11 protein-coding genes and 2 tRNA genes are annotated in these 17,905 nt (G+C 32.3%); 3 read left to right on the forward strand and 10 right to left on the reverse strand.

The window, feature by feature from the left end; all coding sequences use genetic code 11:
• Position 1: 1 nt before the first annotated feature.
• The 5 genes from JM82_RS02885 to porU all read right to left on the reverse strand — a co-directional run bounded on the left by JM82_RS02885 (position 2) and on the right by porU (position 8,438).
• The gene (locus tag JM82_RS02885) at positions 2–1,645 is read right to left on the reverse strand and encodes a pyruvate dehydrogenase complex dihydrolipoamide acetyltransferase (RefSeq protein ID WP_145001043.1); all 1,644 of its coding nucleotides are present in this window, start codon (positions 1,643–1,645) and stop codon (positions 2–4) included.
• Positions 1,646–1,648: 3 nt separating this feature from the next.
• Entirely contained in the window at positions 1,649–2,650 is a 1,002-nt protein-coding gene (pdhA, locus tag JM82_RS02890) for a pyruvate dehydrogenase (acetyl-transferring) E1 component subunit alpha (RefSeq protein WP_145001045.1), read from the reverse strand.
• A gap of 98 nt (positions 2,651–2,748) precedes the next feature.
• On the reverse strand, positions 2,749–3,231 hold the full coding sequence (gene cdd, locus JM82_RS02895; RefSeq protein ID WP_145001047.1) for a cytidine deaminase: 483 nt from the start codon (positions 3,229–3,231) through the stop codon (positions 2,749–2,751).
• Positions 3,232–3,311: 80 nt separating this feature from the next.
• On the reverse strand, positions 3,312–4,511 hold the full coding sequence (gene porV, locus JM82_RS02900) for a type IX secretion system outer membrane channel protein PorV (RefSeq protein ID WP_145001049.1): 1,200 nt from the start codon (positions 4,509–4,511) through the stop codon (positions 3,312–3,314).
• 33 nt (positions 4,512–4,544) lie between these two features.
• The gene (gene porU, locus JM82_RS02905) at positions 4,545–8,438 is read right to left on the reverse strand and encodes a type IX secretion system sortase PorU (protein WP_145001051.1); all 3,894 of its coding nucleotides are present in this window, start codon (positions 8,436–8,438) and stop codon (positions 4,545–4,547) included.
• 266 nt (positions 8,439–8,704) lie between these two features.
• On the opposite strand from porU, the gene gldJ reads away from it, so the two are divergent.
• Positions 8,705–10,387, forward strand: coding sequence for a gliding motility lipoprotein GldJ (gene gldJ / locus JM82_RS02910; RefSeq protein WP_186439169.1), 1,683 nt, complete (start codon positions 8,705–8,707; stop codon positions 10,385–10,387).
• Positions 10,388–10,453: 66 nt separating this feature from the next.
• Complete coding sequence (murF, locus tag JM82_RS02915) at positions 10,454–11,731, forward strand: UDP-N-acetylmuramoyl-tripeptide--D-alanyl-D-alanine ligase (protein ID WP_145001055.1); 1,278 nt, start codon at positions 10,454–10,456, stop codon at positions 11,729–11,731.
• Between the two features lie 37 nt (positions 11,732–11,768).
• Here the strand turns inward: murF and JM82_RS02920 are convergent.
• Together JM82_RS02920 and JM82_RS02925 are read right to left on the reverse strand one after the other, a co-directional pair.
• Positions 11,769–11,843: transfer RNA gene (locus JM82_RS02920), tRNA-Val, on the reverse strand.
• A gap of 102 nt (positions 11,844–11,945) precedes the next feature.
• Positions 11,946–12,020, reverse strand: a tRNA-Val gene (locus JM82_RS02925).
• A 168-nt stretch (positions 12,021–12,188) separates the two neighbouring features.
• On the opposite strand from JM82_RS02925, the gene JM82_RS02930 reads away from it, so the two are divergent.
• On the forward strand, positions 12,189–13,853 hold the full coding sequence (locus JM82_RS02930) for a hypothetical protein (protein WP_145001057.1): 1,665 nt from the start codon (positions 12,189–12,191) through the stop codon (positions 13,851–13,853).
• Here the strand turns inward: JM82_RS02930 and JM82_RS02935 are convergent.
• The 3 genes from JM82_RS02935 to JM82_RS02945 are packed head-to-tail and all read right to left on the reverse strand — an operon-like array spanning position 13,850 to position 17,902.
• Positions 13,850–16,339 (reverse strand): Hsp70 family protein, encoded by a 2,490-nt coding sequence (locus tag JM82_RS02935; RefSeq protein ID WP_145001059.1) that lies wholly within the window; start codon positions 16,337–16,339, stop codon positions 13,850–13,852. The genes JM82_RS02930 and JM82_RS02935 overlap by 4 nt on opposite strands.
• Before the next feature lie 6 nt (positions 16,340–16,345).
• A complete protein-coding gene (locus tag JM82_RS02940; RefSeq protein ID WP_145001061.1) occupies positions 16,346–16,639 on the reverse strand; it encodes a hypothetical protein in 294 nt (97 codons plus the stop codon).
• Between the two features lie 45 nt (positions 16,640–16,684).
• Complete coding sequence (locus JM82_RS02945; RefSeq protein WP_145001063.1) at positions 16,685–17,902, reverse strand: bifunctional folylpolyglutamate synthase/dihydrofolate synthase; 1,218 nt, start codon at positions 17,900–17,902, stop codon at positions 16,685–16,687.
• Positions 17,903–17,905 lie beyond the last annotated feature (3 nt).

A 17,905-nucleotide genomic window follows, 5' to 3' on the forward strand; every position in this document is an offset into this window, starting at 1 on the left:
CTTATACTAACATCGTCACTGGATTTTCAATATACCCTTTTAATGTTTGTAAGAATTGTGCTCCTGTTGCTCCATCTACAGTTCTGTGATCACAAGCCAACGTTAACTTCATAGTATTTCCTGGTACCACTTGACCATTTTTTACTACTGGTTTTTGAACTATTGCTCCTACTGAAAGTATTGCTGAGTTAGGTTGATTGATGATAGACGTAAAACTCTCTATACCAAACATCCCTAAATTAGAAATAGTAAAAGTACTACCTTCCATCTCATCTAATGATAGTTTTTTATTTCTAGCACGACCTGCATAGTCTTTAACTGCTGCTCCAATTTGTGGTAAAGACTGCTCATTTGCAAACTTAACAACTGGTACTAACAATCCATCTTCAACAGCTACTGCTACTCCAATATGAACGTGATTATTTAATCTCATTTTATCGTCAAACCATTGTGAGTTGACTTGTGGATGCTGACGTAATGCTAAAGCACATGCTTTAACAATCATATCATTAAAAGAAATTTTAACGTCTGGAATTGAATTATACTGAGTTCTAAACGCCATAGCATTGTCCATATCAAACTCTACATTTAAATAGTAATGTGGCGCAGAAAACTTAGATTTAGCTAAGTTTTTAGCAATTGCTTTACGCATTTGAGAGTTTGGTTTCTCATCAAAATCTTCCTGTCCTGATGCTACAAATTTAGCAACTGGTGCAGATGATTGTGCTGCTGCAGCTGGTGTAAAGTTTTCGATATCGCGTTTAACAATACGTCCATTTTCTCCAGATCCTTTTACAAGAGATAAAGTAATCCCTTTTTCTTCAGCCATTTTTTTAGCTAAAGGCGATACAAATATACGACCTGTAGACGTGTTAGATGTTTCTGCTTGAGCAGTTGCTTCTGGTTTATTATCTTGTTTAGCCTCTTGCTTAGGTGCATCCTTTTTAGGTGCTTCTTTTGGCTTATCTCCTGTTTTAGTATCACTACCTGATACTTTAAAGTTTTTAGCTATACCAGAAACATCAGTCCCTTCAGGTCCAATAATTGCTAATAATGCATCTACTTTAGCCGAGTCACCTTCTTCTAATCCGATATATAATAATGTACCAGACTGGAACGATTCAAACTCCATAGTAGCTTTATCGGTTTCAATTTCTGCAAGGATATCTCCTTCTTCTACTACATCACCTACTTTTTTTAACCATGTTGCTACAGTACCTTCTTCCATGGTATCACTTAACCTTGGCATTGTAACTACTGTTACACCTTCTGGAATATCTTGTGTACCTGAGCTAGATTGATCTTCTTCAGTTACTGTATCTTCTGTACTCTCTTCAGATTTGTCTTCAGTCGTTTCTGGAGAAGACGTTTCATTACTACCGTTTAGCAACTCAGAGATATCTTCACCTTCTTCACCAATAATAGCTAAAAGTTGATCAACTTTAGTTGTTTCGCCTTCCTGTACACCAATGTGTAATAAAACACCTTCATGAAAAGACTCAAACTCCATCGTTGCCTTATCGGTTTCGATTTCTGCTAAAATATCTCCTTCTTCTATTTTATCTCCTACCTTTTTTAACCAAGCAGCGACAGTCCCTTCTTCCATGGTGTCACTTAAACGTGGCATGTTTATAATTTCTGCCATAGCTTATTTTATTTTATGGTCTATAAATGGATAATCTTCTTGATCATAAACAGCGTCGTACATCACATTTTTTTCTGGATATGGAGACTCTTCTGCAAATTTCTCACACTCAGCAACCTGTTGTTTAACACGCTTATCAATTACTTTGATATCTGCTTCTGTAGCATAATCATTATCAAGTATGATTTGTTTAACCTGAGTTATAGGATCTAATTTTTTGTATTCTTCTATTTCGTCTTTTGTTCTGTAGTGTTGTGCATCAGACATAGAGTGACCTCTATAACGATACGTTTTAACCTCTAAAAATGTTGGTCCATCACCACGACGTGCACGTTGTATAGCTTCGTCAAATGCTTCTGCCACTTTAATTGGATTCATTCCGTCAACAGGTCCACAAGGCATTTCATAACCTAAACCTAATTTCCAGATATCTGTATGGTTAGCTGTACGCTCTACAGATGTACCCATTGCGTAACCGTTGTTTTCGCAAACAAAAACTACTGGCAACTTCCATAACATTGCTAAGTTAAAAGACTCATGCAAAGACCCTTGTCTAGCTGCACCATCACCAAAACAACATATGGTTACACCATCAACACCATGATATTTGTCTCCAAAAGCAATACCTGCTCCTAAAGGAATTTGTCCTCCAACAATACCATGACCTCCATAAAAACGGTGTTCTTTAGAAAATATATGCATAGAACCACCTAAACCTTGAGAGGTTCCAGTTGCTTTACCAAATAATTCTGCCATAACACGCTTAGGATCCACACCCATACCAATTGGCTGTACGTGGTTACGGTAAGCAGTTATCATTTTATCTTTGGTTAAATCCATTGCATGTAAAGCTCCTGCTAACACAGCTTCTTGCCCATTATACAAGTGTAGAAAACCTCTAACTTTTTGTTGAATGTAGACTGCTGCAAGCTTGTCTTCAAACTTTCTCCAAAACAGCATGTCTTCATACCATTTTATATACGTTTCTTTTGTTACTTTTTGCATTGGTGACGTTTGTATTTTTTTAACGAATAACAAAAGTAACACTTTAGTTATTAATGAAAAAACTGAAAATAGTTATTTTTGTTACGAAAACGATATAGTTACAGTGCTGATTTATCAAAAATAAGCGGAAGTAGGTTTGCTAATGAATTTGAGCGTACTACTTTACCTGTTTCTCCCATAAAAAACAGCTCGATTGGAATATCTTGTTTTACCTCGTATTCTGCAATTGCCTGTCTACAAGCTCCACATGGTGGAATTGGTGTTAGCGTTGGATGTACTTGAGATCCAGCTATTATAGCCATTTTTACAAATTTTGCTTTTGGGTATTTTGCACCAGCATAATAAATCGCTGTACGCTCTGCACATAATCCTGATGGATAAGAGGCGTTTTCTTGATTACTTCCGGTAACAATTTCTCCGTTATCCAGTAATAAGGCTGCTCCTACACTAAACTTTGAGTAAGGTGCATAGGCATTGTTTCTAGCTTCTGAAGCTTTACTCATTAATGACTGTACATCTTCTGCGACGTCACTAATATTATCAAATACCTGTAATGTTGTTTCAATTTTTACTTCCTTCATAATTTAAATATACGCAACTATTTTAGACAAAAAAACTATTGTTTTCACAATAGTTTTTAAGTTGTTTTATTTATTACTGATTAATACTCATCATACGTTCCTGCACCTAAATTAAAGGTTAAAGAAAAACGCAGTGTACTTTCCAGTGGACTTTGTACTTGAGAGGCTGAGAATAAATATGATAAATCTACATTTATAACATTATATTTAAATCCTGCTCCTAATGCAAAAAACTTACGTGCACCTTTTGTTTCGTGCTCATTAAAATATCCTGCTCTAAATGCAAATGAATCTTGATAAGTATACTCTGCACCTAAGGCGTAGGTAAATTCTTGTAATTCTTCTTTAAAACCTCCTGGAGCATCTCCAAATGATTGAAATACACCTGATAAAAATGGCACGTCTGGGTCTTCACCTGATACTATATAAGTAGGCTCATCCGCATTCTGAACACCATCTTCATTAGTATCATCAAAACCTAAAAGAGGAGGTGTTGGCACTAATAACTTAGAAAACTCTGCAGTTACACCAACAGTATTGTATTGATCTAATATAAAATCAAAACCAGCTCCTAATCTTAAATTAGTTGGTTGGAAATTATCTTGACCAGCTTCATCATACTTAAATTTTGGACCTAAGTTCTGGATAGCAAATCCACCTCTCCAACGACCATTAAAATCGTTATAGGCTTGCTCTTCACTTTGATAATATCCTGAAATATCCACACCAAAAGTACTTGCTGCTTTAGTATCATTATCTCCAATATTAAGTTTCAAATCAGATTGCAAATAACGCATCGCTACAGACATCCCGAATTGATCGCTTAATCGTAAGGCATAAGATACATCTACTGTAAACTCGTTTGGTCTTTGCACCAAAGCTTCAGAAAACTCGTCCTGAACAAACTCGATATCACCTAAAGAGAAATATTTAAAACTAGCTGCAAAAGCACTATTATCATTTAGTCTATTAAAATAAGTTACGTTACCTAAAAAGATATCGTTTACTAACTTACTTAAATAAGGTGTGTAACTTATAGCAACACCAGATTTTGTTTCTGAAAACACATATTTTGCAGAATTCCATTGCTGAGAGAATGCGTCTGGAGAAGTTGCAACACCCATGTCACCCATTGCTGCTGCTCTAGCATCTGGAGCTATTAATAAAAACGGTACTCCTGTAGTAATTACTCTAGTATCGTTTGGGTTAGTAATAGTCGTTTGCGAAATACTCTTAAGAGATAAAAAGAAAGCTATCGCTATTAAAATTTTATTTTTCATGAATCAATTTTAGTTAACAAATATAATTTTTTATTAGAGGATTACAAGTTTCTCTATTTTTTCTACTGATTTATTGGTGCTTTTTGAATGGACTTTTAGTTTATAAACATAGGTTCCTTTTCCTATTTTGTCTCCAAAATCGTCACGACCATCCCAAATAATGTCTCTAGAAGTAGATTTTACTGTTTTACCACCTACCAATGATGTTTGACCATTTAGCGTTTTTACTAATTTACCAGATATAGTAAATATTTGTACAGAGATATCTAAAACCTCTGAGCTGTTATGACTAAACCAAAACTCGGTGTAATTAACAAATGGATTTGGATAGTTTAGTACGTTATTAATAACTAAACTTTCGTTTTCATTGTACACTACAAATTGGATTTCAGCTGTAGCTGAATTATTATATACGTCCCAAGCTTTAAGGGATAATGTATGTAAACCTGGCTCTAAATCCCTAAAAGGAAACCCTAAAGACCCTCTTGTATAATCGTCAACATCTGTTAAGTAATAGTCATTTAAAACGTATGGATTAACCTCGTCACCATCCAATAAAGCTACAATATCGTGACCAATTCCACTTGCGGTATTTATTCCGTTTTCATCCTGAAATTTAGCTATAAGTGTTGGCGACTCGTTGGTAATTCCTCCAGAAACAAAAGCCTCATCATTCATAAACAACGTAATAACTGGTCCAATATTATCCTCTGCAGCATCAGGATTAATACCACCGATTTTAACGGTTTCGATACTAGCACCTGACTTATCGTTTAACGTATTATCTTGGGTTGCATAAAAACTAACTTTACCAGTTCCGACAGGGATACCAATATCTTTAGGAACTATAAAATCAAATTCAAATTGTCCATTAGTAATAGTGGCTTGACCTCTAAAAACAATAGATCCCAATGTTTTATAATTTAGCTTAATTAGCGATGTACTATTGTAAGTATTATCATTCGCTAATGTTTCTCTTTCAATTTCTTTATCAAAAATGGTCGTTGTTAAGATACCATTATAATTAGTTAACACATTACCATTTACATCTGTTACTTCTCCTGCTAATTTAGCATAACTTAATGCTTGTAATACATCTGTATCCTGAGTAATTGGCACATCGTTAATTTTAGTAAGTCTAATGTTTGGATCTGGAAATGCTAATTTTAGCGCTGGATCACCAATACAAAATGCTAAGTTTTTTTGAGAGTTAGAAAAATTGGGGTCATTTTTAGCTAATCTTAGTGCTTCTGCAACAGATGGATATTCGTAATCACTATATGTATCTAATGTACTATATGAAAATAAATACTCTTTTAAAATCTTATTAAAGTCTTTTCCTACCGTTACAAAAATCTGTCTTGTAGTGGTTACTAACGCAATTGCTCCAGCGGATTTATTCCAATAAATTAACTCTCCAGCAGTTACCCTTAAAGGGTTATCAAACCTTGTAAACTCACAAGTTACTGTTACAAATAGATTTAGCTTACAATCGTTATTTAAAGCTTCAGCATCATCTTTTTGAAAAATACGTTCAAAAGCCAAACCGTCTTCTCCTCCATGCCCAAAATAATTAACCATGATGGCTCCTTTTTCGATAGCATTAGTAATAGCTTCTGTTACTTCTGGATATCTATCTCCTCCAGCAGATGCTTCTTGTTGGTAGGAGTCCGTGTGTATTTTAGTTACATTTATAAAAGGTTTAAATTGTGCAACTTCATCTGCAATCTCGTCTGTTGTTTCTTGTAATGTTGCTTCCCAAGCCTCATCAACATCATCAGATATTACTACAAAATTATTACGCCAACTACCTAAGGCTCCTTTTGAATAATAGACTTCAATTTTATCTACCATTTCTTTAGCTCTTTGCGGTGTATCTGCCACTATTCTACCAACTGCTACATCTAATTTATGGGAATTATTGTAGGCATCAATATTACCTTCATTTGCATCTAAATAAGCATAAAAGTCATCCGATATAAATGAATTTGACAAGTTAAAACTGCTGTAAGCATTCCAAGTTGGAAAATTATACGTGTTATCGGATATTCTACCTTTATAGTCAAATGAGGAATCTCCAAAAATGCATAAATACTTTACGCGATTATTTGGCGTACTAGCATTATCATAAACATATTTTACAAAATTCCTGATACCTGCTATATCTGGATTTCCGTTTGAAAACTCATTATAAATTTGGTCTAATGTTACAACCTTTACATTAAGATTATTTTTATCTCTGTTAATTTGCGCCAATCGTTGTGCTTGAGACAAATGAGAACTGGTGGTCAGCATTAAATAGTCAACATCCTGAAAGCTACCTTGGTTATTTAAAAATATAGTTCCTTTTAAATTTTGATTATTTACTCTACTGTTACTTGCCAAATTTGGTTCAAAATAATCCTGAGAACTAACAGTCACAAACTTTTTTAAACTACCCATTGGTGCATTAAAACTAATTGTACCTGCTGCTGCAGAATTACTTATTGAAGAAACTTCATATAAATTAGTTACATCCCAAACCTCTTGTACCTGAGCTGCATTAGAAACCACATAATTGGCTACACCTGCAGTTGACGCTGTTTGATTATTTTTAAATACAAATTGTTTTCCGCTAAAAGTTAAAGCTCTTGTGGCTTCTACAGCAACATAATCTAAATAAGAGGTCGCACTCGGGTTTCCTTGATTATTAAAATCCAAAGTAACGTTTACACTATTGCTAGCCACAGATGTTGTCCCTTGATAAGAACCTCCTGTTACATAAACACCATCTATTGGACTAGTTGCATTCATGGATATATTACCAACAGCATTACTATTTACACTCAAAGCAAAACCACTAGCACTAGATGAAGTAGACACTGTAACCACTTTTAAACTCACAGGAACAGAGGGTACTAAATTAGGAAAATCAAAATTAAAGGATTGCGAGTTTTCTACTCCAAAACGCTCACCAAACCATCGTCTTCCAACAAAAATTATATTCGTTTCATCTATTTCATGAAACTTATAATCTTGAAAGGTATTAACCACCAAATCCGGAGTACCTGATGCCTGACTAAAATTTTGGATCCTTTTACCTTGTCCAGAACTAATATTAAGATAGTAAACCGCTTTATTGGTATACGGATTAATATTGGTATTAATATTACTATCCGACACATTTGCAGAAGGTCCGACAGCATAAAACAACACATAATCGTTATCATTAAAAACACCATCTTCCTCACCTACTACTTTAATAGCATTTTCAGTGGGATCAAAAGGAAAATTAGCACTATTTGCAAAAGGCATCATCATACCTCCATTTCCATAGATTTTTAAATTTCTTGGATCAAAACTAGAAACGTTAATTCCCATTTGATTTAAAAACGACTTTGAAAGCTTAAAAACACCAGTTTTAGGTATTTCAAACTTATACCACTCACCACTATTCAAAACAGAATTTGTGATAACTTGAGAATTATTTAATCTGCTACTATTGTTAGTTGCAGAGTTATTATACTTAATAGTAAAGCTAGTTACCTTCTTATAATTATTACCTTCTTTTACAATAGGACTTAAAGTAAAAACAGCATAATTAGTGGTTCTAGCAGCTCCATTTTTTAAAGAAAATTGTAAAGTTGTTGGTATTGTCGATAAGTTAACATCCTTTAAATCTTCTCTAGCAATAGGAAGATAATTAACGTTGGTTACTTCAATAGAGTTTTCGGCAACAAAACCATTTACAATCCATTGCTCCACAAACTGCAAACCTTCTGACAAATCAAAAGAGAAGTTTTTAGAAGGTGAAAACGTAGGTATATTTAAAGAATAACTATCTGTAGCATAAGTTTGGGTATTATCCCATGCTAAATTAAACTTTTTTTCTTGTGAAAATATTGGCGTTAGGTAGAGTACTAGTAGTACTAATAAAATCTTTTTCATTGCATTAATAACGTCTTATTTTAAATGATATTACTTAAATCTTAATAATTTCATAAAAACAAGTCAAAATTACGATAATAATTTTTAATAACCTGCGTTATACAGTTCCAAAACATCGATTAAAAGCAAATTTAATATCGATGTAACGTAAAAAAATAGGATGAAATGCATTTAAATTTTACTCAAAAATAACATTTTATGTTGTTTTGTTGGGTTTAATTATTATATTGCGACTCCAAAAAAACATTATTAGCTTACATAAACGCATGAATATGAAAAAAGTAATTGTATCAAGGTTGTTATTCGTTTTAGCGATTTCTTTGACCTTGGTTGGTTGTAAAAGATCTGGTAGCGGTAGTAATACCTCAAGAGCTACTGGATGGCAGATTAACTCTAAAGATGGTGGTTTTCAATACAATACCAAATTTAAAGAACAAGAAACTGCTCCAGGATTAGTTTTTGTAGAAGGTGGAACTTTTACAATGGGTAGAGTCCAAGACGACGTTATGCATGATTGGAATAATACTCCTAATCAACAACACGTTCAGTCTTTTTATATGGACGAAACTGAAGTAACTAATAAAATGTATTTAGAATATTTAGATTGGATTAAAAGAACATATCCACCTGAAGAAGAAAACTTCAGAGCTATCTACAATGGTGTTTTACCTGACACGTTAGTTTGGAGAAACCGTTTAGGTTACAACGAAGTTATGACAGAAAACTACTTACGTCATCCAGGCTACGGAGAATATCCTGTGGTTGGAGTAAGTTGGATTCAAGCTGTTGAGTTTGCTAACTGGAGAACTGATCGTGTAAATGAGCTTTACTTACAACAAGATGGTTACTTAAAGCAAGGAAGCCAATTAGAAGCTACTGCAGATGCTAATTTTAGTACAGATACTTACATCAATGCTCCAACACAAACGTTTGGTGGTAATGAAGACATTATAAAAGGAGGAAAACTTAGACCTCAAACTAATGCTGCAGGTGACGAAATTAATGTTTTTGCATCAAGAGAAACAGGTATTATATCTCCTAAATACAGACTACCTACTGAAACTGAATGGGAATATGCTGCTTTAGGATTATCAGAAATAAGAAGCTACAACGTCTACAGAGGTCGTAAAAAATATCCATGGGATGGACAGTACACACGTTCTGGAAGTCGTAAAATAAAAGGAGACCAATTAGCCAACTTTAAACAAGGTAAAGGTGATTATGGTGGAATTGCAGGATGGTCTGACGATGGTGCAGATATTACTGCTCAAGTTAAATCTTACGCTCCTAATGATTACGGTTTATATGATATGGCAGGAAACGTTGCAGAATGGGTTGCCGATGTTTACAGACCAATAGTAGATGATGAGTTTAACGACTTTAACTATTATAGAGGTAACGTTTATACTAAAAATGCAATCAACGATGATGGTACAGTTAAAATTGTAACTACAGACGAGATTGTTTTTGATACACTTCCAAACGGAAAAGTAGTACCTAGAGATTTACCAGGAGAAATTGCTACACAACCAATAGACGAAGAAGAAACTTACTTAAGAACAAACTTTGATAGAAGTGACAACCGTAACTTTAGAGATGGTGACTCACAATCTTCAAGATACTACGCTGATAGATTTGGAGATGACGAAGGAGAAGCTAACGAAGATGCTTCTACACGTAAAATGTACAATGCACCTAAGCATAACATAGAAATGGATTCTTCAGGAAATATGATCAGAGAGTATGACAAATCCAACAAACGTACCTCTTTAATAAACGATGAGGTAAGAGTTTACAAAGGAGGATCTTGGAAAGATAGAGAGTATTGGTTAGATCCTGCACAAAGACGTTACTACCCTCAAAATATGGCTACAGACTATATTGGGTTTAGATGTGCAATGTCTAGAGTTGGTTCAAAATCTAAAGGAACACGTAAGTCTAAAAACTAAAAATATTATTTTTAATATATTAAAAAGTCCTAACATTTGTTAGGACTTTTTTTATACTTTTATTTCATGAAAATAGACGCATTACACCAACTTTTTTTATCCTGTACATCCATAAGTACAGATACTAGAAAAGTAAAAGATACTTGTATGTTTTTCGCTTTAAGCGGAGAAAATTTTAATGGTAATACCTTTGCAACCGAAGCTTTAAATAAAGGCGCCAAATACGCTATTATAGACGACCCTAAGTATAAGACATCAGATAATACTATTTTAGTAAAAAATAGTCTAAAGACACTGCAAGAGTTAGCCACATACCATAGGGACTACCTAGGTTTAAAAATCATTGCCTTAACGGGAAGTAACGGAAAAACAACAACCAAAGAGCTTATTAATGCTGTAATATCTCAAAAATATAATACTACAGCAACCATAGGTAACTTGAATAATAACATTGGTGTACCTTTAACATTACTATCTATGGATAAAAATACTGAAATTGGTATTGTTGAAATGGGAGCAAATCATAAAAAAGAAATTGCTTTTTTATGTAACATAGCTAAACCTGATTATGGATACATTACTAATTTTGGTAAAGCCCACTTAGAAGGCTTTGGAGGAATTGAAGGCGTTATTGAAGGTAAAAGTGAAATGTATGAGTACTTGATAAGCAATAATAAACAAGTATTTTTTAACGCTGAGGATCCTATTCAAAAAGATAAACTGAGTACTTATAATAATAAGATAGGTTTCAACGATAGTATAACAAACAATTACAATTACACCTTATTAGACACCAATCCATTTGTTTCGTTTAAAACAGAAGACAAGGTTATCAACTCTAATTTAATAGGCACATACAATTACACCAATTTATGTGCAGCTTGCACAATTGGTAGACATTTTAAATTGACAATACATCAAATACAAAATGCAATTAAAAACTATGTACCAACAAATAATAGGTCTCAAATAATTGACAAAGATAGTAACACCATTATTCTAGATGCCTATAATGCTAATCCATCTAGTATGGACGTGGCATTAAATAACTTTAGCATCCATAAGGCTAAAAACAAAATAGCAATATTAGGAGACATGTTTGAATTAGGGATTTCTGCTGCTGCAGAACATCAAAATATAGTAAACCTATTAGCTGATTTAGATATTAATAAAGTAATTTTAATTGGTGAAAATTTTTACAAAACTAAATTACACCATACCAATTTAGAACAATATAAATCCTTTGAAGATTTTAAAAACAATTACAAAACAATTAAAGACAGTGCGTTATTAATAAAAGGCTCTAGAGGAATGGCTTTGGAACGCGTATTAGAATTATTATAAATAAAAAAATCCGAAACAAATGTTTCGGATTTTTTTGTGGGCGACAAGGGATTCGAACCCCTGACCCCTTGGGTGTAAACCAAGTGCTCTGAACCAACTGAGCTAGTCGCCCTAATAATAGGTTTGCAAATATATGTTAGATTTTGATTAAAAACAAAATTCCATATCAAATAATAACATAAAAAAATCCAAAACTAAGTTCTGGATTTTTTTGTGGGCGACAAGGGATTCGAACCCCTGACCCCTTGGGTGTAAACCAAGTGCTCTGAACCAACTGAGCTAGTCGCCCTATTTATTAGGTGTGCAAATATACATTAGTTTTTGACATCTCAAAACCTTTTATTCAAAAAAAAACAACATTTTTTAAATTTAAAAATTAACTCATTAATATATAGTCCCTAACAAAATAACTTTTTATAAAAATTTTAATATTTTTGGTAACAAATACACTCCAAATTTGAAATACATCTCTATAATTGATCAATTAGGTATAGATATTAACGCTATTATTACCTTAGATGACGCTAAAATAATTAGACTACAAAAGCAATTAAAAGCTAATGCTGTACTAAATAATACAAGTAACCTTGGAGAATTAGCCCTATTAATTGATCAGCTTAAAGATGAAACGATAAGAGAACATCATGTTTTTATTGAACAACATGACTGGTTAAAACAAATAATTAGCGGAAACTATAGTAACATTCCACAAAGCTCTATTAACCTTTATGAGGATAACATCGAAGACCTTTATGAATTAAAACATTTTTTAGCGCCATATTTTAGAGCGCATCTTAAACCGTTTTTAACCGAAACACTAAATAAAGGCAAATACATATTACTATTTAATGTTATAAAAAACTATAAATTATTTACTGAAGAGATTGAACAAATTATTATAAACTTTTTTAGTGCTAAACTAAATTTTGCTACAGTTTATATTCAAAATAACCGATTAGAACTATCTCATGCACCTGTAGGTTATATTACAAATAGAAACTTTATAAATTGCTTGAGTCAATATCCAAATTCGTTTACAGAGGAGGTTAATGACTTAAATTCAGTGATCATAGACACCTACAATTCTAAACGAAAAAATGTAAATGATTCTGACTTTAATTTTGCTGCTAAAACGATGGTTGCTTTTGGAGCATTGGAGGTATCAAGTTATATGCTAAAGGATATATTAACTTCTAATGCAGAAATTGCAAAACCATATGCTTATAAGACTACTGGTAAATCCAAATCTGGAACAACAGTCGGAATTTGGAGCATTGTAGTCTTTATACTTATTATTATTAGACTTGCCTCATTAGGAATTAATAGCTCTAATCGAAATGATTCACGCATTAATATTGATAATCAAGAATTATTTGAAGCTGTTAGAAAAATTAAACAGCGTCAAGACTATCAAAAAAAGATAGACTTACCACTACAAGAAACCTTAACAACTGAGGATGTAGTTGAAACAACATTAAACAATAAACCTATAATTAGTAGTGAGAAGATAACATTACCTGATGTTAATAGTAAACAAAAAGCAAAAGATCATACTAGATTTATTTATTCTTTAAAATTAAAAACTAATAGAAAAGAACCAGAAATAGACAATAGTGCACCTACTAAATTAAATGAATTTACGAATCCATATCCTAAAACTTTTAATAAGATTGAAGCTTATGCTTATGGTGTGGCAAATAATTCCGAATACAGCTTGGTTAAAAACAGCAGTAGTAAAGATTTAATAGTATTTAAACTTCAAAAAGGGATTGATCAATCGATTTACATACCAAAAGACGAAAAAATTTACATCAATTTAAAACCTGAAGATTCATTACTATTTTATACAGGAAATGGATTTGTAGTCGATAACTTTTCTCATTTTAAAAATGATGCTGAATTATCTAAACTTTATGTCGTCAAAACTATTGGTCCAAAATTAAATCATGAAATTAACGTGCTTCCTTATAAGTTAAGTATTTACGAAAAAAGTATAATTAATTCTGATATTAAAATAAAAGACACCAGTAAATTAGATGTAATAGACAGCAAGAACATTAATTTAAATGGTATTAATATTGATAAAATTTACACTAATTGGTACAAGAAAAAACACAACTAACGCAACCCTGTTTTGCTATCGTCTTTAAATAGTTTTTGTTTATCTTTTTCTCTATCTGGAAGTAAAGCATACAGTGCATAAACTATGTGTTTTAACGAAGTGTAATCCTTACGCTCTAGTACTTGATCACCTTCCTTAATTAACTGCTCTGCTTTTTTCTTGTTTTCAAATTCTGAGCTATACTTTAATCCTAAATAATAACCAATAAAGTTTTCATCGTTAGATTGAATTATAGAATTATATAAAACATCAAGTTCTTTAATTTTGGCTCTAAGTAAATATTTATCTCCAGAGTTAACAACCTCCTTTTCATTGGCTATAACTTTAAGATATTTGGGTCTGTATTTCTCGTTTTCGTCTTTATTAATTTCCCACTCTACACCTTCTTTAGACAACTTATACTCTTCTATTTCTAAAGCTATAACTTTGTTTCTTGTTAAAGTATCAAACGCTTGAATTAACTTTCGCTTTTTATCATCCAATTGATATTTTTGATCAGATACATCATTATCATCAAGCAACGTGGTTTCAATCTGTATTTCAATTAAACCAACTCGTATTTGTTCTAAAGTATTAGAATATTCAAAATTTTCATCTTCGACTTGCTCTCTTATCAAATGTTCTACCTCGGACAATACTGCATTTATTTCCATGTTAATCTTACTAATACTTATCGCACGTTCTGACTGGCTAAATACATTTTTAAATTCTTGATCGCAAGCTTGTAAATAAACATTTATTTTTAAGTCTCTAGACTCGGTTACTTCCAATTCAATCTCTATATCTGTACCTTTAATTAAATCATCTTCCAAATCTTTACCCGAAAACTCAATATAACCAATGCTTAATCCAGAACTAGGTAATCCATTGGATTGACCTTCCACAATATTGATTATTAAATTAGCATCAGTATTTTTAAGTATGGTTTTAGAGGCTGTTTTATATATTTTTTTCTTTAAAGGTAAAATGCTTCCTTTTCTAAATATTTGTTCCAAACGTGTAGTTGACGCATCAATATCGTCTATTTCCATACAAATATCAATAGGTAACGGTTGACCTAAAACATTGTAACTACCTTGATTAATAGCCACAGTACTAATAGTTTTTACAACATTTAAATCCTGATCTAACACTTGGATTTTAAACCGGTTTAATTGTCCTTTTAGTAATGGGACAAACTCAGAAAACCCATTATTTACAATAGTCTTGATACCAGAATCATAACCACCATCAACCCTTGTAATTCTATAATTAAAATTATCACTAGCCACTTTACAAGTAATTAACTCTTCTAAATCTCTAGTATTTTGCTCATAAAAAAGTTGAGTCTCCACTGTATCAACTTCAACTTCTTGAACAACTGCGTCATCCTCTTTTATAGTCGTTGGTTTTGATCCAGCAAAATAAGCTGCACCATCAACCACTGCGGATGTTGGGTCAATACTTGAGTCTACAAGTATCCCTGTTTCTTCTTTTATACGCTGTTTTATTAATGGCACATAAGTACTACCACCAATTAAAATTAGGCGATCTATTTGAGAATTTAAAAGTTGATTTTGAGAAATCACTTTTTTAATAAACGCTATGGTTTGCTCAACTTTTGGTAAGATAACAGCTTCAAATTCTGCTCTTGTAATAATTATTTGTTCAAATAAATTATCATTATTTATATCTATATCTAATTCGATTTCTGTTTCAGGATAAACCGATAGTTCTTTTTTAGCTTCTTCTGCTTTTTTAAGTAATTCAAAATATAGCCCTTTGTATTGACTTGACTTGGATTTAATTGCTTTAAACAGATTTGTAATATTTGTTTTAGCTTCTATTTTAGGAATAATAATTTTTTCGACAATAAGATTATCAAAATCTGCTCCACCTAAAAAATTATCACCTTCATTATCAATCACCTTTAATTCTCTGTCATTGACTTCAACTAAAGCCACATCAAACGTACCTCCTCCAAAATCATAAACTATCCAATTTTTAGACGTTTGAATATCTAAATTGGATTGATTTGCAAACGCTAAGCACGCAGCAATAGGTTCTTGCAATAAAACAACTTCTTTAAATCCAGCCAAATATCCAGCTTTTTTAGTTGCATTAGATTGTATTGTATCAAAAGAAGCAGGAATTGTGATTACTGCAGATTGCAGTTGTACATCATCCAAAACAAAGTTTCTAAGTTCTTTTAATAATAACGAAGACAACTCGATTGGACTAACTTCTTTATTAATGGAAGGTATAAAGTAAGTTTCCTGAGTTCCCATTTTACGCTTAAAAAGCATACACACGTTTTCGGCATCCTTTTCTAAATAATCTAAAGCTTTATCACCAATAATGGTGCGGTTTCCTCTAAAAGCAACACAAGAAGGTAACGTCTGTTTTAAACCTAAAGGGTTATTATATATCTTTACTGCACCATTATTATAGTTAGCAATTAAACTGTTTGTGGTACCTAAATCTATAGCAAAATTAATAGTTTTCATTGGTGCTTATTCTACAATTACAATTCCTTTTTGTACTAAAGTATTTTGGTCATTTATCTTTTTATAGACTATAGGTTTAAGTACTTTAACAATTTTCATTTGTTCATTAAAATCTCCTGTAATATTAGCTTCGACATCAGTCATTTCATTACGATAGGTTTGACCAATAGGGTTTATAATATTGTAACCTAAGTTTTCAAACTCATGATTAATTCTGTCAACATTTCTATTAAACAACGATAAATTTTCTTTATTGCTTTTAAGTTGAATAGAAAATACTTGATTGATAATTTCTAACATTTAAAGAGGAATTAGATGAAAGTGTAAGATACAATTTATATAAAATTAAACCACTTCGGCAACCACAAAAGTACTTCCTCCAATGTAGATAACATCATCAACCGAAGCTGCTTTAAGTGCAAAATTATAAGCCTCACTAACCGAAGCATAGGAGTTACCACTAAAACCATTATCCTGAAAAAGTGTGGACAAAATATTTTGATCCAACCCTCTAGGCACATCTGGTTTACAAAAGTAGTACGTTGCCTTTTTAGGTAATAAAGGCAATATAGACACAACATCTTTGTCATTAACAACACCAAATACAATATGTAAATGTTGATGTGTTTCTTTTAATAATTGCTGTATGGCTAGTGTCAAGCCTTCTTTATTATGTGCAGTATCACAGATTACTTTAGGATTAGTTCCTAACGTCTGCCAACGACCTTTTAAATCTGTATTTTTAACAGTATTGAGTAGCCCTGTTTTAATGTTTTGATTAGATATTACAAATCCTTTTTGTTGTAATTGCTTAATGGATTGTATAACGCCTTTAATATTTTTTGATTGGTAACTTCCCTTAAGGTCAGTTGTAAAATCTTCACTTGCTACTTGATCTGCAAAATGTATTGGGCTATTATTCCTTTCAGCGAAAGCGGTAAAAACAGACTGCGTCTCAGGTTGCGTTTCACTAATAACAACAGGAATATTAGGTTTAATTATTCCCGCTTTTTCTGAAGCTATTAAACTTAAGGTGTTACCCAAAAACTGAACATGGTCTAAACCAATATTAGTAATTAAAGACACTTCTGGTGTAATAATATTTGTAGAGTCTAAACGACCACCTAATCCAACCTCAATAACAGCAATATCTACTTTTTGTTTAGCAAAATAGTCAAATGCCATGCCAACTGTCATTTCAAAAAAAGACAATTTATTAGCATCTAAAAACGTTTTGTTTCGTTTTATAAAACCAATTACAAAGGGTTTACTAACCACTTTACCATTAATTTTAATACGCTCTCTAAAATCTTTTAAATGCGGAGAAGTATATAAACCTACTTTATATCCTGCTTCTTGTAAAATAGACGCCAACATATGACTACTAGAGCCTTTACCATTGGTTCCTGCAACATGTATAGATTTAAATTTATGCTGTGGATTTTTAAGATGCTTAGCTAAATATATGGTATTAGTTAAGTCTTTTTTAAAAGCAGTCTGACCTTGTTTTTGATACATTGGAAGTTGAGAGAACATCCAATTTACGGTCTCTAAATAAGTCATGAT

It is taken from the genome of Olleya sp. Hel_I_94, from assembly GCF_007827365.1.
Classification (GTDB): domain Bacteria; phylum Bacteroidota; class Bacteroidia; order Flavobacteriales; family Flavobacteriaceae; genus Olleya.